Origin of the sequence: Rossellomorea sp. KS-H15a, from assembly GCF_024195245.1 — a bacterium.
Lineage (GTDB): Bacteria > Bacillota > Bacilli > Bacillales > Bacillaceae_B > Rossellomorea > Rossellomorea vietnamensis.
Genome location: NZ_CP096886.1, coordinates 4,053,073 through 4,074,475, shown reverse-complemented (window position 1 = coordinate 4,074,475; position 21,403 = coordinate 4,053,073). Strand labels below are relative to the sequence as shown.

18 protein-coding genes and 1 other annotated feature are annotated in these 21,403 nt (G+C 46.2%); of the genes, 13 read left to right on the top strand and 5 right to left on the bottom strand.

Annotated elements, in window-relative coordinates; all coding sequences use genetic code 11:
• Positions 1–80: 80 nt before the first annotated feature.
• On the top strand, positions 81–2,501 hold the full coding sequence (locus tag M1J35_RS20880) for an immune inhibitor A domain-containing protein (RefSeq protein ID WP_371928691.1): 2,421 nt from the start codon (positions 81–83) through the stop codon (positions 2,499–2,501).
• A 102-nt stretch (positions 2,502–2,603) separates the two neighbouring features.
• Entirely contained in the window at positions 2,604–3,608 is a 1,005-nt protein-coding gene (locus M1J35_RS20875; protein WP_224522120.1) for an LLM class flavin-dependent oxidoreductase, read from the top strand.
• A 40-nt stretch (positions 3,609–3,648) separates the two neighbouring features.
• Here the strand turns inward: M1J35_RS20875 and M1J35_RS20870 are convergent, their stop codons facing one another.
• Both M1J35_RS20870 and M1J35_RS20865 read right to left on the bottom strand, forming a co-directional pair.
• Positions 3,649–4,221, bottom strand: a complete 573-nt coding sequence (locus tag M1J35_RS20870; protein ID WP_254652191.1) for a tRNA 5-(aminomethyl)-2-thiouridylate-methyltransferase MnmM — start codon at positions 4,219–4,221, stop codon at positions 3,649–3,651.
• Positions 4,218–5,183 (bottom strand): tRNA modification radical SAM protein MnmL/YtqA, encoded by a 966-nt coding sequence (locus tag M1J35_RS20865; RefSeq protein ID WP_254652190.1) that lies wholly within the window; start codon positions 5,181–5,183, stop codon positions 4,218–4,220. The genes M1J35_RS20870 and M1J35_RS20865 overlap by 4 nt, the downstream gene beginning before the upstream one ends.
• A 200-nt stretch (positions 5,184–5,383) precedes the next feature.
• Between M1J35_RS20865 and M1J35_RS20860 the strand changes: the two genes are divergently transcribed.
• The 3 genes from M1J35_RS20860 (at position 5,384) to M1J35_RS20850 (ending at position 7,162) form a co-directional block, all read left to right on the top strand.
• Positions 5,384–5,677 (top strand): YtzC family protein, encoded by a 294-nt coding sequence (locus M1J35_RS20860; protein ID WP_034765559.1) that lies wholly within the window; start codon positions 5,384–5,386, stop codon positions 5,675–5,677.
• Positions 5,674–5,838 carry a hypothetical protein gene (locus tag M1J35_RS20855; RefSeq protein WP_060672924.1) on the top strand — a complete coding sequence of 55 codons (165 nt, stop codon included), beginning with the start codon at positions 5,674–5,676 and terminating at the stop codon, positions 5,836–5,838. Before M1J35_RS20860 ends, M1J35_RS20855 begins: the two co-directional genes overlap by 4 nt.
• 136 nt (positions 5,839–5,974) lie before the next feature.
• Positions 5,975–7,162 (top strand): MDR family MFS transporter, encoded by a 1,188-nt coding sequence (locus M1J35_RS20850; RefSeq protein ID WP_224522123.1) that lies wholly within the window; start codon positions 5,975–5,977, stop codon positions 7,160–7,162.
• A 324-nt stretch (positions 7,163–7,486) separates the two neighbouring features.
• Here the strand turns inward: M1J35_RS20850 and M1J35_RS20845 are convergent, their stop codons facing one another.
• Positions 7,487–7,990, bottom strand: a complete 504-nt coding sequence (locus M1J35_RS20845) for a cupin domain-containing protein (RefSeq protein ID WP_254652189.1) — start codon at positions 7,988–7,990, stop codon at positions 7,487–7,489.
• 175 nt (positions 7,991–8,165) lie between these two features.
• Between M1J35_RS20845 and M1J35_RS20840 the strand changes: the two genes are divergently transcribed.
• The 5 genes from M1J35_RS20840 to M1J35_RS20820 all read left to right on the top strand — a co-directional run bounded on the left by M1J35_RS20840 (position 8,166) and on the right by M1J35_RS20820 (position 15,253).
• On the top strand, positions 8,166–9,524 hold the full coding sequence (locus tag M1J35_RS20840; RefSeq protein WP_254652188.1) for a sigma-54 interaction domain-containing protein: 1,359 nt from the start codon (positions 8,166–8,168) through the stop codon (positions 9,522–9,524).
• A 270-nt stretch (positions 9,525–9,794) separates the two neighbouring features.
• Positions 9,795–11,117, top strand: coding sequence for a GntP family permease (locus M1J35_RS20835; protein ID WP_224522126.1), 1,323 nt, complete (start codon positions 9,795–9,797; stop codon positions 11,115–11,117).
• 4 nt (positions 11,118–11,121) lie between these two features.
• A complete protein-coding gene (locus M1J35_RS20830; RefSeq protein WP_254652187.1) occupies positions 11,122–11,898 on the top strand; it encodes a 3-hydroxybutyrate dehydrogenase in 777 nt (258 codons plus the stop codon).
• 155 nt (positions 11,899–12,053) lie between these two features.
• Positions 12,054–12,276 (top strand) — a binding site (T-box leader).
• Positions 12,277–12,341: 65 nt separating this feature from the next.
• Positions 12,342–14,756, top strand: a complete 2,415-nt coding sequence (gene leuS / locus M1J35_RS20825; protein ID WP_061810761.1) for a leucine--tRNA ligase — start codon at positions 12,342–12,344, stop codon at positions 14,754–14,756.
• Positions 14,757–14,938: 182 nt separating this feature from the next.
• A complete protein-coding gene (locus M1J35_RS20820; RefSeq protein WP_254652186.1) occupies positions 14,939–15,253 on the top strand; it encodes a rhodanese-like domain-containing protein in 315 nt (104 codons plus the stop codon).
• Positions 15,254–15,338: 85 nt separating this feature from the next.
• Here M1J35_RS20820 and dacB read toward each other — a convergent pair whose 3' ends face one another.
• Complete coding sequence (gene dacB, locus M1J35_RS20815; protein WP_254652185.1) at positions 15,339–16,841, bottom strand: D-alanyl-D-alanine carboxypeptidase/D-alanyl-D-alanine endopeptidase; 1,503 nt, start codon at positions 16,839–16,841, stop codon at positions 15,339–15,341.
• A gap of 320 nt (positions 16,842–17,161) precedes the next feature.
• On the opposite strand from dacB, the gene M1J35_RS20810 reads away from it, so the two are divergent.
• Positions 17,162–17,344, top strand: coding sequence for a sporulation protein Cse60 (locus M1J35_RS20810; RefSeq protein ID WP_034765594.1), 183 nt, complete (start codon positions 17,162–17,164; stop codon positions 17,342–17,344).
• Between the two features lie 47 nt (positions 17,345–17,391).
• On the opposite strand, the gene M1J35_RS20805 is transcribed toward M1J35_RS20810, so the two are convergent.
• On the bottom strand, positions 17,392–18,654 hold the full coding sequence (locus M1J35_RS20805) for a BaiN/RdsA family NAD(P)/FAD-dependent oxidoreductase (protein WP_254652184.1): 1,263 nt from the start codon (positions 18,652–18,654) through the stop codon (positions 17,392–17,394).
• Positions 18,655–18,851: 197 nt separating this feature from the next.
• Between M1J35_RS20805 and M1J35_RS20800 the strand changes: the two genes are divergently transcribed.
• Both M1J35_RS20800 and M1J35_RS20795 read left to right on the top strand, forming a co-directional pair.
• On the top strand, positions 18,852–20,471 hold the full coding sequence (locus M1J35_RS20800; protein WP_224522131.1) for a putative polysaccharide biosynthesis protein: 1,620 nt from the start codon (positions 18,852–18,854) through the stop codon (positions 20,469–20,471).
• A gap of 142 nt (positions 20,472–20,613) precedes the next feature.
• Positions 20,614–21,339 carry a pseudouridine synthase gene (locus M1J35_RS20795; protein ID WP_305882346.1) on the top strand — a complete coding sequence of 242 codons (726 nt, stop codon included), beginning with the start codon at positions 20,614–20,616 and terminating at the stop codon, positions 21,337–21,339.
• Positions 21,340–21,403 lie beyond the last annotated feature (64 nt).

The window sequence follows — 21,403 nt, the reverse complement described above, 5'->3', positions numbered from 1 at the left end:
GAATATATTTACTTTTCAGAATAGTGGAGTATATTGTAGTTAGTGTAAAAATTTAGTACATAACTAAGGGGGAATCGTGCTTGAAATCACGTAAAGTATTATCCATGGCCATGGCTGCCGCGCTTAGTGTAGGGGCATTTGCTGTACCTGCATCAGCTGCAACCGTAGGACCTCAGAATGTATTAGCGAAGCCAACGGTGAAATATGATCATAAGCATGGAGGAGCGTTTGATTTAGGGATTGCGAATGATGATCGACTGATCGAAATGCTGAAGGAAGAAGGCAAGATCAAGAAAAATGCTTCTGCTGCAGAGGCACAAAAGGGACTGCAAAAATTCCTGGAAGCCAAAGCAGAATCAGCTGAGAAGCAAGCAGATGAAGGTGAAGGAGAACTTCATAACGAAGAAGCAGAAGCGAAAGCAAAGCTTCAAAAATCCATGAAAGACAATGGTGTAAAGAACGGTAAAGGAAATAAACTTGGACATGCAAAGAAGAACTCTCCTGACCCGGTAAAGGAAGAAGCATATGATGGTGAAAAACGTACCGATGAAGTATTGGTACTTCTTGTAGACTATCCGGACAAGCCTCATAATTCCATGACGGCTGATGAGACGGATATGTACTATGAAGGGGAGGATGCTTACTCCCGAGAACACTATCAAGATATGCTATTTGGTACTGGAGGATGGAAAGGTCCAGATGGAAAGACATACGTTTCCATGAAGCAGTACTATGAGCAGCAATCTGGTGGAAGTTATTCAGTGGATGGAAACGTTGCAGGCTGGTACACAGCAAGTAAACCGGCAGCGGAATATGGCGGAAATGATCCTCAGCCTGACGGAAGCGACGTCAATGCACGCGGCCTGATCAAGGAAGCTCTTGCTCAAGCAGCAGCTGACCCGAACGTTAACCTTGCAGACTATGACAAGTGGGATCGTTACGATCTTGACGGTGACGGGAACTACCTGGAGCCTGATGGACTTGTCGACCACTTGATGGTCATTCACTCTGGTGTGGGTGAAGAAGCAGGCGGTGGATCACTAGGATCTGACGCGATCTGGTCACACCGTTGGAATCTTGGTGGAATCTTCCCGATTGCGGGATCTCCTACTCCTGAAGTTGATTACTGGGGTGCAGGAACAATGTATGCATACGACTACACAATCGAACCTGAAGACGGTGCGGTCGGTGTTATGGCCCATGAATTCGGACATGATTTAGGCCTTCCGGATGAATACGATACCCAGTACACTGGAACAGGTGAACCGGTGAGCTATTGGTCCATCATGGCAAGCGGAAGCTGGGCAGGGGATATTCCGGGTTCAATGCCTTCTGGATTCAGTCCTTATATGAAAGAAATGCTGCAGGCTTCTGCTGTTGTGGACAATGAAGGAACACAAGGAAATTGGCAATCTGGTGATGAAATCAATGCAGCAGACGTTACCCGCAAAGGTAAAGAATATCTGTTGGATGAAGCAGCGACAAAGGGTACCAACAATGATGTCGTGAAAGTGAACCTTCCAGACAAAGAGGTACAGGGTATCCTGCCTGAGTTTGGTGAAAAGTACTACTACAGTACAAAAGGAGATGACCTTAATACATCACTCGTTTCTCCTGAATTTGATCTAACAAACGCAACAAACGCTACATTCAGCTTCAAAACCTTATATGATGTTGAGTACGATTACGATTTCCTTCACGTTGTTGCTAAGACAGCCAATGGCGAGGAAGTAGAAATTGACACAATCGGTGACGACGATACTGATGAAGACGGCCGTGCTGAATCTACAAAAGGTCAGTGGGTTGATAAGTCTTACGATTTAAGCCAATTTGCCGGTCAAAAGGTAACACTTACATTCAATTACGTTACAGATGGCGGTCTTGCCCTTGATGGTTTCGCTTTGGATAACGCCACTTTAACTGTCGATGGAAATGTCGTATTTGAAGATGGTGCAGAAGGTGAGCCTCAATTCAAAACAGAAGGCTTCGAAGTATCAAACGGAATTTCCCTGAAGGAGCACTACTACCTGCTTGAATGGCGCAGTCATAACGGTGTAGATGAAGGTCTTGCCAACATCCGCCGCGGCGCAAGCTTAATGCAATTCGATGACGGATTGGTCGTATGGTATGTAGATAAATCTTATAGCGATAACTGGACAGGTACTCATCCTGGAGACGGTTTCGTTGGAGTTGTCGATGCTGACCAGAAAACCAACTACTGGAGCGACGGATCTGTAGGATCTACACGCTACCAGGTTCACGATGCAGCATTCAGCCTGGATAAATCAGAAAAAATGTTCCTGGATTACACTGAATTACTTGGGCTGACGATGAAAGACAACCATACTAAACGTAATCCACTATTCGACGATAGTAAAGATTACAGCAACAAAGGTATGGTAGACGCTGGACGTAACGTACCGAACTACGGATTAAAATTCCGCGTTACTGGCCAAAGTCATGATGGTTCAGTCGGTAAAGTGTTAATCTACAAGAAATAATCAAGCAAAGGGTGATGGCCATCTCGGCTATCACCCTTTAAGCATGTTAGTGGACATTTTTTTCATCAGAATTGATAATAATACACACATCAATCAAAGGAGATGTCCATTTTGAAGCTAAGTGTACTAGATCAGTCACCGATTGCAGAAGGAATGAGCCCACAGGAGGCTTTGAATAATACAGTAGAGTTAGCCAAACATACAGAGAAATTAGGATTTGAACGGTTCTGGGTATCCGAGCATCACGATTCAACGAGCCTTGCCGGTTCATCACCGGAAGTGCTGATTGCCCATCTTGCCCAAAATACGTCAAGAATCCGTGTCGGGTCCGGAGGGGTCATGCTTCCCCATTACTCATCTTATAAAGTAGCGGAAAATTTCCGTTTGCTTGAAGGTTTGAATCCGAATCGGATCGATTTAGGGTTGGGAAGGGCTCCCGGTGGAATGCCGATGGCCACGATGGCCCTGCATGACGGGAAACCGCGGGATGTAAATCGTTACCCAGAACAAATCGATGACTTACTCGGTTATCTGACGGATTCCCTGCCTGATGCCCATCCGTACCAGGGACTGACGGCAGCTCCGATGATCAAAACCATGCCGGAAGTCTGGATGCTCGGATCAAGTCCATCCAGTGCCATGCTTGCCGCGCAAAAAGGACTGCCATACACATTTGCCCAGTTCATCAATGGGGAAGGCGGACCGCAATATACACAAGCCTACCGGAATAACTTTGTTCCTTCCGAGTACTTGAAGGAACCGAAGAACATCGTAGCCGTTTTTGCCATTTGTGCCGAAACGGATGAAGAAGCGGAAAGGGTCGCATCAAGCATCGACCTATCCATCCTGATGATCGAACAGGGCATGCGCTCGAACGGAACTCCGAGCCCTGAGAAGGCGGCAGCGTATCAGTACACCCCATTCGAAGCAATGAGAGTGCGGGAAAACCGCAAACGCATGGTCGTCGGTGGTCCGAAAAAAGTAAAAGAAAAGCTACTCGCACTAAGCGAGCAATACCAAACCGATGAAATCATGCTTGTCAGCATCACCTATGACTTCAAAGATAAACTCAAATCATTCGAACTGATCGCAAACGAATTATTATAAATAGATAGGGACGGACCTCCGCGGAGGTCCGTCCCTATTTTTATCTCTTCTCTAATGCCACGATAAACGGCGGATTATTCAGTTGGTTCATGAACTGGTATCTCAGGACATGAACGTAGTTTTGATCCAGCCGCTCTACATAGCGGAGGATGTAGTCCCGTTCGACGGCTCCTTCAGGATGCCCGTGATAAATGACAAGGACAAGGATCCCTTCAGGAGCCATCATTTCAAGGATCTGATTCAAGGCGAGTATCGTCGTCTTCGGACGGGTGACGATATCCTTGTCACCGCCGGGTAAATACCCAAGATTGAAGACCGCCCCCGTCACTTTCCCGTAATGCAATGGGGGGATGACGTTCATGACGGTCTCATGTCCCTGGTGGAAGAGGGTCACCCGGTCGGCGAGATCATGAGTGATAAGTTGTTCCCTCGTGTTGTGGATGGCTTCTTCCTGGATATCGAAACCGTATACCCGGCCATTTTCCCCGACCAGGCGGGAGAGGAACAGGGTGTCATGCCCATTTCCAAGCGTTGCGTCTATCGTAATATCTCCGGGCTTGACCGCCCGTTCCAGAAGCTCTCTCGCGAAAGGTAGTATTCGATCTAATTTCATGCTTTCACATCCATTTTATAAAATTTTCCCTGCCAGCTGTCCCGGCGTTTCAATTCATCATCAATGGCGTTCAGTACGCTCCATTTATTCACGCTCCACATCGGTCCGATCATCAAGTCGATAGGTCCGTCCCCGGTGATGCGATGAACGATCATCTCAGGAGGGAGAACTTCTAATTGGTCACAAACGAGTTTGACGTAATGATCAAAATCCATGAATTCCAACAGTCCTTTTTCGTATTGCTTGACCATGGGTGTTCCCTTCAGTAAGTGAAGAAGATGGATCTTGATTCCCTGGACGTCAAGCTTTGCGACTTCACGTGCTGTTTCCATCATCATTTCCTCATTTTCCTGGGGAAGTCCGTTAATAATATGAGAGCACACACGGATCCCGTGCTTTCGCAATTTTTGAACGCCTTCCATATAACACTGGTAATCATGGGCCCGGTTGATCAAGCCCGCCGTTTTTTCATGGACGGTTTGAAGCCCGAGCTCAACCCATAAATACGTTCTCTCATTCAATTCAGCCAAATATTCGACGACGTCGTCAGGAAGGCAATCAGGACGTGTGGCGATGGAAAGGCCTACGACTCCATCCTGCTTCAAAACGGATTCGTATTTTTCCCTCAGGACGTCAACGGGTGCATGGGTATTCGTGAACGCTTGGAAATAGGCCATGTACTTTCCGTCTTTCCACTTTTGATGCATTCTTCCCTTGATGTCATTGAATTGTTTCTCTAAGGAGTCGACCCTGCTTCCGGCAAAGTCCCCGGACCCTGCTGCACTGCAAAAGGTACAGCCGCCATGTGCAACCGTGCCATCCCTGTTCGGGCAATCGAACCCGCCGTCGAGGGCGACTTTAAACACCTTATGTCCGAAATGATTTCGGAGGTGATAATTCCATGTGTGATATCGTTTTGAATCTGTAGCATATGGAAATGGGTTTGTCCCGATGACAAACACCTCCTAAATTTCAAGTGATATAGCGGTATGTATGACGCTAAAGAGATTTTATCATGAACACGGGGACAAATGTATCCTGACCATTGAAATAGGCGAAGATTACCACTTCTGAAACGGGCAAACAAGTTCAAACTAAGATGGAGGGGAGTAAGGATAGGACCTTCCTCTTCTTGATTCCAATCATCAAGGAGGTAGTCGAAATGGCAACAAGGAATTCGATGGATGAATGCATTCAGAAATGCGAAGATGCCATTCGTTACGCTCAGCAACAATATAAAGCAGGGTCACAGCAGGAGCACTATCATGATGTGGAATACACACAGGCCATGCAGCAGCTTGAAGAAGCCGTCAACGACGTGGCGCACATGGCGAACAGTGCAAACTCCCAGCAGCGTGAACAACTGCATCGCATGAGACTTCAACTTCAAACCTTGCAGAATGAAATGATTTTGCTGGATCATGATCCGAATGTAGTGGGAGGTAAATTACATTGAGTACACGCTCTGATCAAAACAACCCTGAACAAAAGACCCGCAGTGATTTCCGAAAATTGGATACAGAATTCGGTGCTGAAAACAATCCTGTCAAAGAAGCCAAAAAGCGCTACGAGAAACAGGGTCAGCCCGTTAAATCCAATCATCATAACGGGAAATAAAACGTCCCCGGCCAGGTGCTCATAAGGAGTGCCTGGTCTTTTTTTTGATATGAAAAAATAATTCTTGCCCCCTTTCCGGAAAAGGAGTAAAATCCTTTTGGGACTCGAAATAAAAGAGTGGAAAGGGGGCAGAATGATGCCCAAATCATTATGGTTACTTGTCATTGGAATGATGGTGAATGTGACGGGAGCCTCTTTTTTATGGCCGCTTAATACAATTTACCTTCATGAAAATTTAGGAAAGTCATTGTCTGTAGCGGGAATTGTGCTGATGATGAATGCAGGCGCTAGTGTGATCGGGAATCTGATCGGAGGGACGTTATTCGATCGTTTTGGCGGTTATCGTTCCATCCTGTTGGGAATTTCAATCACATTATCCGCCCTGATCGGAATGAATATATGGCACGGCTTTTCATACTATGTCGTCTTCCTGACCGTTGTCGGATTCGGTTCAGGTATCGTATTTCCTTCCATGTACGCCATGGCAGGTTCGGTGTGGCCGGAAGGGGGACGGAAAGCATTCAATTCCGTCTATGTCGCCCAGAACATTGGGGTGGCCGTCGGAGCCGCATTGGGCGGGTTCGTCGCCTCATTCTCTTTTAACTATATATTTATGGCTAACCTGAGTATGTATATCGTCTTTTTCTTCATCGCCTTCTTCGGATACCGGAACATTTCGGTTGCGGGTCATCAAACATCGGTATTGAATGAATCGAAGGTGATAAGGGACAAATCGAAGCTGAAGGCGTTGCTCTTCATATGTGTTGCTTATCTTTTATGCTGGATGGGGTACGTGCAATGGCAGTCCACCATCGCCACCTATACGCAGGAAATCAATATATCGCTGAAACAGTACAGTTTATTGTGGACGATCAATGGAGCGTTGATCGTTCTGGCTCAGCCGCTTTTATCCAAAGCGATCAAGCGTTTTGAGAACAATTTAAAGCTCCAAATCATGATCGGGACCATCATTTTCATGATTTCGTTTGGTGTAGCTTCGATTGCCGATCAATTTCAGTGGTTTGCCATTGCCATGATCATCTTAACGATCGGTGAGATGCTCATTTGGCCGGCGGTACCGACGATCGCCAACTCACTTGCTCCAAAGGGCAGGGAAGGATTCTACCAGGGGATCGTCAACAGTACGGCAACGGGTGGTAGAATGATCGGTCCGTTTATCGGAGGGGTGCTCGTGGATGTATTCAGCATGCAGGTGCTCTTCATGACCCTGATTGCATTTTTCGCCGTATCATTATTGATTACCAGTCAATATGACCGTCCATTGAAAAAGAAGAGCGCCGTGACAGTATCCGTTCAACAATAAAGAAACCCCCAATGAGGAATCATTGGGGGTTTTCTTCATATAAAAAGGGCTCCCATTTCCTATGGAAGCCCACTTGCAAAAAATTGAGGCGGATGATCAGCAAACGCCACATCGTTTGTTGTCACTAGGACGTGATCACCGACTTACACAATTCAGCTCATCGCTATAATAGAATAGCATAGGACTTGAAAGAAAACAAGACTATTTTATAAATATAATCTTTATCCGAAGATTACATTGCGATTTTATAAGTAATGATAGCCGTTTCTAAGAAGCATTACTATAGAGAAATAGGAATGAATACAGTGCAGAATGGTTTCTAACTCATTTCTTGAGCCAATATTTTATCAGAGGACCCTTATCGCCAAATACTGGGTCTGATGCTGGAAGGGGAACGTTTTTGATCTCAATTAACACACTGGGACGTTCACGTAATGAACCCTTTTTTAAATTATAACTGTCTCCATCCGGATAAGCGCCGGCGACTTTAAAGTCGGGACTTGCTGACAATCTCTTATGACCGGTCCCGGCTGGCAGGACCATCACATCCCCTTGATGAACCGTCACTTCTTCGCCCATTTCACCGCCTAATTGAACTCTGGCCTCACCCTGCATGACACCCAATACTTCGTGGGCGTTGCTGTGATAATGGTGATAATCGTAAATGCCGTTTGTCCAGCTGTTCAGCCAGTGATTTCGATTGAATACCTCTTCGGCTTCATTTGCCTGATCGAGTGCGTTCCGATAAATGAGTACGGGCAGGTCCGGGTTATTCGGGATGATTCCATCGTCTTCGAAATAAAATATTTTCAGTTCTGCGATTTTCATCCTTTCATTCCTCCATTCATTGTTATGAAGATTCCCTAATACGGCAGGCATTAAACCGAATCACGACTGGTAATTGAAATTATTGACAAATCTGAATGGTTTTCAAAAAACACATGATAGGATGTGCTACTATAGAAGTATATATTCTCTTGCAAAACAGCGGAGGCGATGGGAAATGAGCAGTTTATTGAAAAAGGTGTCCGTCGACATGATTGAAATCATTCTTGAAAACGCTTTCGAGTGGTTGGTCGTCGTCGATGACGAAGGGATCATCATCTACATAAACGACAATTACTGTCGCTTTCTTGAGGTTGAACGGGATAAAGCGATAGGATCACATGTAACAAACGTGATTGAAAACACGAGGATGCACATAGTGGCGGAGAGCGGGAAAGAAGAGGTGGCAGATCTTCAATATATTAAAGGAAATTACATGATCGCCAACCGAATCCCGATTCTGGTGGACGGGAGGGTGATCGGGGCATTCGGGTCCGTCATTTTCCGTGACACGAGTGAATGGATGCAAATGAGTTCACATGTGAAAAATATGATGTCAAAGATCCAAAGTTACATACAGGATATCAATACCGGGGTGAAATACTCGCTCAATGACATCATTGGGGAATCACCCGGTTTGAATGAATTGAAGGACAAAGCCCAAATGATCGCGCCGAGTGATATTTCCATCCTGATCAGGGGGGAGAGCGGAACGGGTAAAGAGCTGTTCGCACACAGCATCCACCAGCTGAGTGAAAGGAGCGGACAGCCTTTCATTAAAGTGAACTGTGCAGCGATCCCCGAACAGCTCTTGGAGTCGGAGCTCTTTGGTTACGAAGAAGGAGCATTCACCGGGGCCAAAAAGGGCGGGAAGAAAGGGAAATTCCAGCTTGCCCATAAAGGGACATTGTTCCTTGATGAAATCGGTGATATGCCTCTTAATATGCAGGCGAAGCTTCTCAGGGTGTTACAGGAAGGGGAAGTCGAGGCGGTCGGTTCAAACCGGGTACAGAATGTGGACGTGAGGATCATTGCCGCCACGAACCGTCCACTGGAGAAAATGATGGAAGAAAAGAGATTCCGGAGTGACCTGTATTACCGGATCAATGTCATCCCGTTTCAGATCCCTCCTCTGCGTGAGCGGAAAGACGATATTGAAACCCTCGCATCCTTTTTCTTGGAAAAATCCACAAAATCCTCGGGAAAGCGCATCAAGGATTTCGATCAGGAGGTGATGCGGATTTTTCTTTCCTACAGCTGGCCGGGGAATCTCCGTGAATTGGAAAATGTCATTCACGCTTCCACCTATCTGACGAATGGAAGCACGATTTCCCTTCAGTCATTACCGACTTATATGAAGACGGGTAATGTATACGGAGTGGGAACTAAAACGCTGAAAGAAATCCTGGAAGAAACGGAAAAGTCCGTTCTCACCCAGAGTCTGCAAGCCCAGCCTGATAAGCGAAAGGCTGCAAAGTCACTCGGAATCAGTAAATCCAGTATGTATGAAAAATTAAATAAATATGGTCTATTATAAACTCATGAGATAGTCCGGAAACGTGGAAAACAGTCCGCTTTTCCGGACTATCTTATTTTTTAGGGGAATGGTGAACATTTCGTGACTGAAGGATGAATTTGTCCAGGATTTCGGAATCGGAAAAGTTCTAAAAGGGTTTCAATAGTAATCTGAAAGTTGGCACAATTATTGCATGTTTACTAAGTGAACATATTTTTGGGAAAGGGGAGCGTACGCATCAAGATAAAAATGTAAGCGTCATCATCTTTAGAGATCAAAGGGGGAAATATCATGTTAAGCATGATCGGTCTGATTGGAGGACTCATTTTATTAATCTTTTTAACGATGAGGGGCATGAACATCCTGATCGTTGGACCCATCTCGGCATTATTTGTAGCCGTGCTAAGCGGAATGCCGCTTTTTCCGCAACTGGCGGGAGAAGGTGAAGCGGATCTCGTCACGAACTATATGTCAGGTTTCACAAGCTTTGTCGCTGCCTGGTACTTGATGTTCTTACTGGGAGCCGTGTTCGGGAAAGTAATGGAGGATAGCGGTGCAGCAGACAGCGTCTCCCGTTTTGTAGTAGAAAAATTGGGGATGAAATACGCTGTATTCGCCATCGTACTTGCCTGTGCGGTTTTGACGTACGGGGGAGTCAGCCTGTTCGTTGTCGCATTCTCGGTTTATCCTATGGCGGTGAGTCTGTTTAAGCAAGCGGACCTGCCACGCCGTTTCATTCCGGCGGCACTAGCGTTCGGGTCGGTCACGTTCACGATGACCTCAGCCGGTTCACCGGAGATCCAGAACTGGATCCCCATTGAATATTTAGGCACGACACCTTATGCAGGCTGGGAAGTCAGCTTGATCGTTGCCGTATTCATGGCGGTGTTTGGGTACTGGTGGTTAAAGCGCATGATCACAAAGGCTGTGAGAAAAGGAGAGAAATTCCACGCCCGTGAAGAAGATCCGGTCATTGATGAAGGCAGACCGTTACCAAACCCGTTCATGGGATTGATTCCATTATTGGTCGTCCTCATCCTGGCTTTTTCATTCCATGATTCTTTAAAACAATCGGCTCTGATCATCGCATTGCTCGGCGGGGTCATTTCCGCTTATGCGTTGAATCGTAAGTATTTCAAAGGCTTCTGGGGAGCGGTTTCCGAGGGGACGGTCGGAGCGTTGATCGCCATCGGGAACACGGCGGCCGTTGTCGGTTTCGGTGGGGTGGCCAAAGCCGTTCCTGCCTTCACTACTGCAGTCGACGTCATGACGAATATTCCTGGTTCACCATTGATCGGTGGAGCCATCGCCGTCAGTGTGATTGCCGGTATGACAGGTTCTGCTTCGGGCGGTCAGGCGATTGCCCTTCCGATCCTTGCACCGCACTATGTCGATATGGGTGTAAACCCAGAGGCCCTGCACCGGGTAGTGGCGATATCTTCAGGAGCACTGGACTCACTGCCGCATAATGGATACGTCGTGACGACGATCCGCTCGATCTGTAATGAATCCCATGGAGAAGCGTATGGCGCTGTCGGAGCATTGACGGTCATCGTCCCTCTTATCGGATTGGCACTTGCGATCATATTATTCAGCTTGGGAGTGGGGATTTAAGAAAATGGTAGAAAATAAAGTGGTATTCATAACAGGGGCAGCCCAGGGGATCGGCTACCAAATCGGCAGAGAATTCGCCGCAGCTGGAGCGAAAGTCGTCCTCACGGATCTGAAGGAAGATGCTGTGGGGGAAGCTTCAGAATCTCTTAAAGCAGAAGGATATGAGGTTCTCGGACTGGGCTGTGACGTAACCTCTGAATCAGAATTAAAAGAAGCGATCGAAAAAACGGTGGATCATTTCGGGAAGCTCGATGTCCTGATCAACAATGCAGGGCTTCAGCATGTATCACATATCGAAGAGTTCCCTACTGAAAAGTTCGAGCTGCTATTAAAAGTCATGCTGACGGCTCCATTTATCGCGATCAAGCATGCTCTTCCCCACATGAAAAAGCAGGGATCGGGACGGATCATCAACATGGCATCCATTAACGGATTGGTCGGTTTTTCAGGCAAAGCAGCCTATAATTCTGCGAAACACGGAGTCATCGGTTTGACCAAAGTCGCTGCACTGGAAACGGCAGAGCACGGGATCACCGTGAATGCGGTTTGTCCGGGCTACGTGGATACGCCATTGGTCCGGAATCAACTGGCAGATCTCGCTAAGACTCGCAACGTCCCTTTCGAGACAGTGATCGAAGAAGTCATCTATCCATTGGTGCCTCAGAAAAGGCTCCTGGACGTAAAAGAAATTGCCGACTATACGATGTTCCTGTGCAGTGATGCCGCAAAAGGGATTACCGGGCAGGCAGTCGTATTGGACGGCGGCTATACGGTTCAATAGAATGATGGAGGAGAGACGGTTCTTTAGGGACCGTTTCTTTTATTTTCGAACATACTCTTAAACAAATGACAAAATTCTTATCCACAAACCAATAATAGGCTTGCGCTTTTGTATATTTTTCACTAAAATAGTGAATACATATAGTGTTTACTTATATTGAAACGTTGATCGGGAGTAGTAGTGACGGTTTTCTGTCGTAGAGAGTTGACGGGTGGTGAAAGTCAACCAGAAGCATCATGAACTCGCCTGCTGAGTTGCAAGTGTGAAGTAACAGTAAGACTTGCCGTTTTCCGCGTTAAGGATGAATGAAGCTGAGTGCGCGTACACTAATGTGGGTGGTACCGCGGGAGAATGTACATACAAACTCTCGTCCCAAATATTTATTTGGGATGAGGGTTTTTTTATTTTTTTAAAGAACATGAAAACTAAAGGAGGATCTCAATATGAGTTTTAATCATAAAAGTGTTGAGACGAAATGGCAGCAGTATTGGGAAGAGAATAAAACCTTCAAGGCAACGGAAGACGAAGGGAAGTCCAATTTCTATGCACTGGATATGTTCCCGTATCCATCAGGTGCCGGTCTTCACGTGGGGCATCCGGAAGGCTTTACGGCGACGGACATCCTTTCCCGCATGAAGCGTATGCAGGGGTACAACGTCCTTCATCCAATGGGCTGGGATGCATTCGGTTTACCGGCTGAGCAATATGCCCTTGATACAGGGAATGATCCGGCAGAATTCACTCAAAAAAATATTGATACATTCCGCCGACAAATCAAATCACTTGGTTTCTCATATGACTGGGACCGTGAAGTCAATACGACGGATCCCGGCTACTACAAGTGGACGCAATGGATCTTCACTAAGCTTTATGAAAAAGGATTGGCCTATGTGGATGAGGTTGCCGTGAACTGGTGTCCGGCACTTGGAACGGTCCTTGCCAATGAAGAAGTCATCGATGGGAAAAGCGAACGCGGTGGTCATCCTGTAGAGCGCCGTCCGATGAAGCAGTGGATGCTGAAGATCACGGCTTATGCCGATCGTCTTGTTGAAGACCTTGAAGAGGTTGACTGGCCGGAAAGCATTAAAGATATGCAGCGTAACTGGATCGGGCGCTCTGAAGGGGCAGAAGTGAATTTTGCCATCGAGGGTCATGACAAATCATTCGATGTGTTCACGACACGTCCGGATACGATCTTTGGTGCGACCTATGCGGTTCTTGCTCCTGAGCATCCGTTCGTCGCAGAAATCACAACGGACGAACAGCGCTCGAAAGTGGATGAGTACATCGACAAGATCAAGTCGAAAAGTGATCTTGAACGTACAGATCTTGCAAAAGAAAAAACGGGTGTTTTCACAGGAGCTTATGCGATCAACCCGGCTAACGGTGAGAAAATGCCGATTTGGATCGCCGACTACGTTCTGATGAGCTACGGTTCCGGCGCCATCATGGCGGTTCCTGCCCATGACGAACGGGATTATGAGTTTGCGAAAGAATTCGATCTTCCAATCGTGGAAGTCGTCGCTGGCGGGAACGTTGAAAAAGAAGCGTACACAGGTGACGGAGATCATGTGAATTCCGGTTTCCTTGATGGACTTGGAAAGGAAGAAGCAATCGCCAAAGCCATTTCCTGGTTAGAGGAGAAGAATATCGGAACGAAGAAAATCACGTACCGTCTACGCGACTGGTTATTCAGCCGCCAGCGGTACTGGGGTGAACCAATTCCAGTCATCCACTGGGAAGATGGTACGACAACGACTGTACCAGAAAGTGAGCTTCCGCTTGTCCTTCCGAAGACGACTGAAATCAAGCCGTCCGGTACAGGTGAATCTCCACTTGCGAACATCAGTGAATGGGTGAACGTCGAGGATCCTGAAACAGGCAAAAAAGGCCGTCGTGAAACGAACACGATGCCACAGTGGGCGGGAAGCTGCTGGTACTACATCCGCTATATCGATCCACATAACGAAGATGCCCTTGCCGATGCGAAGAAAATGCAGGAATGGCTGCCGGTGGATACGTATATCGGAGGAGCCGAGCATGCGGTGCTTCACTTGCTGTATGCACGTTTCTGGCACAAGTTCCTTTATGATATCGGCGTAGTTCCGACGAAGGAGCCATTCCAAAAGCTATTCAACCAAGGAATGATCCTTGGGGAAAACAACGAAAAAATGAGTAAATCAAAAGGGAATGTCGTGAATCCGGATGAAGTTGTGGAATCTCACGGTGCCGATACCCTTCGTCTATATGAAATGTTCATGGGACCACTTGAAGCATCCATTGCCTGGAGCACGAACGGACTTGACGGAGCTCGCCGCTTCCTTGACCGTGTATGGCGCCTTCTTGTCGAAGAGGACGGTTCATTATCCTCTAAAGTGAAAGATGCACCGAATAGTGACCTTGATAAAACGTATAACCAAACCGTTAAGAAAGTGACGGAAGACTATGAGGGACTTCGTTTCAACACAGGGATTTCACAGCTGATGGTATTCATCAATGATGCCTACAAAGCGGAAACCCTACCGAAGGATTACGTTGAAGGCTTCATCAAGCTTCTGTCTCCAATCGCGCCTCATATGACAGAGGAACTTTGGAGCAAGCTTGGTCACGAAGGAACGATCTCTTACGAAGCATGGCCGACATTCGATGAATCGAAGCTAGTCGACAACGAAGTCGAAATCGTTCTTCAAGTGAACGGAAAAGTGAAAGCCAAGGTCATGATCCCACGTGACATGACCAAAGATGACCTGGAAAAAACAGCGATGGAAAACGATGAAATCAAAACACAGATCGAAGGCAAAACCATCCGCAAAGTCATCGCCGTACCTGGCAAACTAGTCAACATCGTAGCCAACTGATAAATGGGAGGGACGGACCTCGAAATGGGCCTGATTTTAAGCGGGAATCGCTTTAAATCGGCGTTTCGATGAGGTCCGTCCCTCTTTTAGGTTTTTCTTTTGGATCTGATGTTTTTGTTCTGGGAACAGGCTTTGGTATAATCTTGGTGAATGATTAAATGCATGCTGAAAGGAAGTTGAAAATGGATAGTATTAAGACGATTACAACGGATGAGCTTGAGAAGAAGTTGAAGAATGGTGAAGATCTGTTACTTGTGGATGTTCGTGAGGATGAAGAAGTGGAAGAGGGTATGATCCCGGGAGCGAAGCATATCAAGATGGGGGAAATCCCTGAGTCACTTGATCAATTCGATAAGGATAAGGAGTATATCTTTATCTGCCGTTCCGGAAACCGCAGTGGAAATGTTGCTCACTATATGCAGGAACAAGGCTATAAAGTGGTGAACATGGAAGGCGGCATGATGAACTGGGCCGGGGATACGGCTGCGAAGAAATAATGAGATAGTAAAGAAGCACATCCCATTTTTGAATGGGATGTGCTTCTTTTGAATCAAGGTTTTTGTATAGAGAACCCACTCTATCTCAATCTTGATTTACTTCATACTCCGATAATGTAACAGCAATCTTATCTTCAATATCTCTAAGGTTACCGCCCATAAAGTTATTTAATAGGATGGAAAACACAAGGTCCTTACCATCTTTCGTCGTCACATATCCTGAAAGTGCGGTAACCCCTGTGATGGTTCCGGTCTTGGCTTTTACGTTCCCTTCAGCAAGGGTTCCTTTCATGCGGTTTCTGAGGGTTCCTCCCTCTAGTCTGTTACTGGCACCTGCAATGGGTAGGGAGTTTAAATAAACAGGAAACCAGTCTTCCTGCTGAACAGAATATAGTAACTTCGACAATTCATTTGCCGGGACGTTCGTTACGTGTGATATACCGGAGCCATCCCGGAGGCGCATGGTATCTATGTTCAAACCTTGGGTTGAAAGGTAATCTTCAATGACCTCCAATCCTCTATCCCAACTGCCATCGTTATGAACTGCCCGTCCCATTTCTTTCACTAACGTTTCAGCGATGGTATTGTTACTTAGCTTCATGAAAGGAATCATTAATTCGGAAAGAGGCATGGACTCTTTGGTGTACAGGACTTCAGCTTCTGCCGGGGCTTTTCCGATATCACCCTGTTGCTGTTTGACTTGGATTCCTGCTTGTACAAGGGATTTCTTGAATAGATCCAACGCATAACCCGTCGGCTCCCAAAGGGTAACCCAAGAGCGGGAGGTGGAACTGTCTACCGGAATAGTGCCTTCTACAATAATATTGTTGGATCCGTGTTCCCTTGTGACGCTGATCGAACGTGTACCGCTTTCCACGGTCTTCGTTTTGTTAATGATGGTCGGATAGCTTGTACCAGGGGAAAGTGTGATATCTGCCGGCTGTCCGACATGTGTAGGAGACGTTTCAACAATGACCGTACCAGCATCGTAATCAGTATTTGGTGAAGCGGTAAGAGCTGAGATTTGGGCACCGTAATAATAAGATTCATCATTCCAAATCATATCTTCAGAAAGTCTGACCGAATTATACCAAGTGTCATCCGCCATGATATTCCCTTGAATGGATTGAATATGCTTCGACTTAAGGAAGGCAGCCATCTTGTCAAAATCTTCTTTCAGCAGTGTCGGGTCACCTTTTCCTTTTAGGTATAGGTTTCCTTTCAAGACCTTTCCGACAATCTCTCCATCTGTCAGGATTTCTGTCTGGAATCTGAAATCCGGCCCAAGTGTATGAAGCGCAGCGGCTGCAGTAAGTAGCTTCATATTAGAGGCTGTTTTTAACCGGATATCACCCAAGCGGTCAAGAATGATCTCTCCACTTTCTGCATCACGCACACTGACAGAACCAATCGCCCCATCTAATCGTTCATCTGCCAGTATGTCATGGATTTTCTGATCCAAATTTGCATAGTCCATTGATGCATTTGCTGTTGAAGGATTCTCTGTGGAGTGTAAGGGGCTTAAGATAAGTGTGAAAAGAAATAGAATGGCCAGCATGCGGTTCTTGGTGGATTTTAAGTGCTTCATGAATATCCCTCCTAATTGGCTTACGTCCTTATATTAAATGAAAATTTAGAAAATTATTATAATATTGCAGTTTTTATACAAAAAATGAATATATTGTCATAAATTTAAGGTTGGAAAAGAGGGTGCGTCTGAATCCTTTTTCCTTATATTAGCCATATTGGAGTATGTTTAGATGATCAAGAGTAGTTTATCAGTGAACTAAAAAAACACCACGCCACCACAATCGCACCCCATCCAAAATAAAAAATCCCCCTTTCAATTGTTTGAAAATAAACGATTCTGACAATACTGATACCAAAAACCATCCGGGAGGGGATCCCATGATCCAGGTGAAGGTATTCGATTACGAGCATGAAAAAGATTTAGAGAAAGATATGAACCATTTTCTCAGTAAAATGGATGATAAGAAGATTGTGGATATTAAATATCATGTGGCTGCGATGTCGGAGGAAGTGGAGGACCAGATCTATTGCTTCTCTGCCATGGTCGTGTATAGAAAATAAAAAGGTTGATCGCTCATGGTGTGAGGATCAACCTTTCTTTTTGACTATTAAACCTTTGCTGCATTCAACCCGGCAAGCCGGCCGGTCACTAGGGCAGAGGTGATGTTGTAACCGCCTGTGTATCCATGGATATCAAGCACTTCCCCACAGAAGAAGAGGCCGTCCATCTTTTTTGAAGCCATCGTTTTCGGTTCGATTTCTTTGATGGACACTCCCCCTCCTGTTACGAAGGCTTTATCAATGGATAGTGTTCCGTTCACATTGAAGGTGAACTGCTTTAAGAGCTTGGCAAAATGACGGATCTTTTCTGAGGAGATGTGATCCCCTTTTTCGTCCTGATCGATTTCTGCACGGTCAAGTAGAAATAGCAGGTATCGCTCAGGAACCAGGCCTTTAAAGATATTTTTCGCCGCTTTCTTTCCATCTTCCTTCACCTGTTTATGCAGGGACTGGAAAAGCTGCTCTTCATTTTGATCGGGCATGGAGTCGATCTGCATGGCCACATGTGTCAGGTTCCATTTCTTCATGGCCTTGACGACGTACTGGCTGCAGCGGAGAACAGCCGGGCCGGAAATGCCGAGGTGGGTGAAGATCATGTCCATCTTATGAGTGACAATCTTTTTCCCTTTCGGATTCAGCACGCTTAATTCGACGCTTCGCAAAGAAAGGCCCTGAAGCTCTTTCTTTTTCACAAATGGCTCATCCGACGTTAGGGGAACCTCTGTCGGAAACAGATCCGTGATCGTATGACCGGCTTTGGTCGCCCATGGGTACCCGTCACCTGTCGATCCGGTGTGAGGGACGGACTTTCCTCCGACCGCAATCACGACAGCATTGGCAGCAATTGTTTCCCCGTCTTTCAAGAGGATGCCCGCCGTTTTGCCATTTTCGTACAGAACCTCTTCGACACTGGTGCTTGTCCGGGTGTCGACCTTCAATTCCTTCATGCGTCCGAGTAAAGCTTCGACTACATCCATGGCCCTGTTCGAAACAGGGAACATCCGTCCGTGATCTTCTTCTTTCAGCTGAATTCCCAAGTTTTCAAAGAAGGAAATGATATCTTCATTATTAAACTCTGAAAATGCACTGTATAGAAAACGCCCGTTTCCGGGGATATGTTTGATGATTTCCTCTACAGGAAGACGGTTGGTCACATTGCAGCGGCCCCCACCTGATATTGCAAGCTTTCTTCCAAGCTTTGTCCCTTTATCTACAAGGAGGACTTTCGCGCCGTTTTCCCCGGCTGCGATACTGGCCATCAAGCCCGATGGTCCTCCACCTATGATGATGACATCGTATGTTTTTACCATTTTTTCCACCAACTTTTAATATTCGCTTCTAGAAAAGAAGTTTCACCTTATTTTAAAGGGGATGGGTTTTAAATACAACATTCGAAAAAAATTGTCATTCGATTCGTACAGTAGTAAACTACTGATAGTGTGTAAATTTCGAGTTGGATTTTATTTTGTTTGTGTAACGGGCAACAAGATATATAGAGAGGGATACTATGTCATCTAAATTAATAAGAGGAACGTTTATCTTAACGTTAGGGACCTTTATTTCGAAGTTTTTGGGTCTTTTTTATGTTATACCGTTTGATGATTTGTTAAAAGGTCATGAAGAAGGGGCATCCCTTTATCAATATGGATATGTACCTTATACGATCTTTCTGACAGTAGCGACTGCAGGAGTGCCACTGGCCGTTTCAAAATTCGTTTCAAAATATAATGCCATCGGGGAATATGCCGTAGGGCGTAAATTATTTAAATCCGGGCTCTTGCTCATGACGCTGACTGGTGTCGTATCATTCCTCATCATGTATGCATTCGCACCAATCTTTGCAGAAATGACGATCAAAAGCGATGAGCAGGTCATTTCCGTTGCCCAGGTGACCACCGTCATCCGGGCCGTGAGCTTTGCCCTGATCATCATTCCGTTCATGAGTTTGATCCGGGGATTCTTCCAGGGTCATCAATCCATGGGGCCAACAGCAGTTTCCCAGGTGATCGAACAGATCGTCCGGATCGTCTTCCTCCTTGGGGGGATTTATGTTGTATTGAACATACTGGATGGGACCGTGACAACGGCCATTTCCGTTGCGACATTTGCAGCGTTCGTTGGGGGACTTGCAAGTCTCGGAGCATTGATCTGGTATTGGTTCAAGCGAAAACCTCATTTGGATGAACTACTTGAAGAGGACCGGGGGAACGAAGAGATTTCGTTAAAAGCGATGTACAAAGAAATCATTGCCTATTCGATTCCCTTCATTTTTGTGGGACTCGCCAATCCATTGTTTCAACTGGTGGATCAGATCACATTCAACACTGCCATGGCTGATATCGGGAACGCGAAAGTTTCGGACCACGCTTTTGCCGTATTGAACTTCTATACGCACAAACTCGTCATCATTCCGGTGTCACTGGCGACAGCTTTTTCCATGACGCTGATCCCGCTGATTACGACATCGTATACGAGCGGTGACCGGAAGACGATGCGCAGGAACATTGATCAGACCTTTCAGATTCTGTTGTTTCTGACCGTGCCGGCAGCACTCGGACTGGCCCTTTTGGCTGAACCGATGTATACGTTGTTCTATCACAGTGACGCTCTTGGGACGTCGATTTTACGATCATATGCACCTGTAGCGATCCTCTTTGCACTATTTGCCGTGACAGCAGCGATCCTTCAAGGGATCGATGAGCAGAAGTTCACGATTTTCAGCCTGCTTGTAGGACTGCTTCTGAAGCTGGTGCTGAACATCCCGCTCATTCGCCTGTTTGAAACACAGGGTGCCGTGCTTGCGACAACGATCGGATATGCAGTGGCAATCTTGATCAATCTCTATGTGATCAAAAAGTATGCTCGATATCAATTCAGGTTGATTTTGAGAAGGACCATGTTCATCGGCGCATTGAATGCCGTCATGGCCGGGGTCGTATTGGTGCTGTATGCTGTACTGGTTAAATTCCTTAGTCCGGAGACAGGATTCCAATCGATCATCCTTGTAGCCATCTGCGGCGGAGTGGGAGCACTCGTATACTTCTACCTGAGCTTAAGAAGCAAACTCGCAGACAAATTGTTCGGTGACAAGATTTCGAAGATCCGCAGTAAGCTGCGTATCGGGTAAAAGAAAAAGGGATGATGCGTGATCATCCCTTTTTTATTTTGAGTAAAGCTGCTTACCTTCAGCAGCCTGTGTGAAGAATAATAGAAGGAAGGGCGAATGCCCGTTGAAGTACGACCTTAAAAGGAATAATGAATGGAGTGTGATCGACTTGAGAATAGATAAAATGCTTGCGAACATGGGCTATGGCAGCCGGAAGGAAGTAAAGAAACTATTGAAGGATGGCGGCCTTCAGGTGAATGGGGAAGTCATCAAGGATGGAAAGGTCCATATTGATACAGAAAAGGATACCGTCATGCTGTACGGTGAACACGTCGAGTATAAGGAATTCATCTACCTGCTGATGAATAAGCCGCCGGGAGTCATTTCCGCCACTGAAGACGGACAGGATGAAACGGTCATTGATTTACTTCAGCTGGAAGATCAAATCTTCAATCCGTTTCCAGTGGGAAGACTGGACAAGGATACGGAAGGCTTCCTTCTGATCACGAACGACGGTCAATTATCCCACCAGCTTCTTTCACCAAAGCGACATGTGCCGAAGACGTATTTTGCCGTGATCGACGGAGAAGTGACCGAAGCCGATGTGGAAGCATTCAAAAATGGTGTTACATTGGACGATGGATATGAAACGAAGCCTGGGGATTTAACGATTTTAAAATCGGGTCTGACTTCGGATATCGAATTGACGATTACGGAAGGGAAGTTCCATCAGGTGAAAAGGATGTTTGAAAGTGTCGGGAAGCGCGTAGTTTATCTGAAGCGTTTGACCATGGGACCTCTAGAGCTTGATGAAGACCTGGAGCTTGGTGAGTACCGTGAACTGACGGAAGAGGAAGTAACGCTCCTGAAAGAATATAAACCACAATAAAAAAACGGGGCAGCACCCTTCGCTAAAGGTGCTGTCCCGTTTTTTTGTTATTAATGATTTTAGT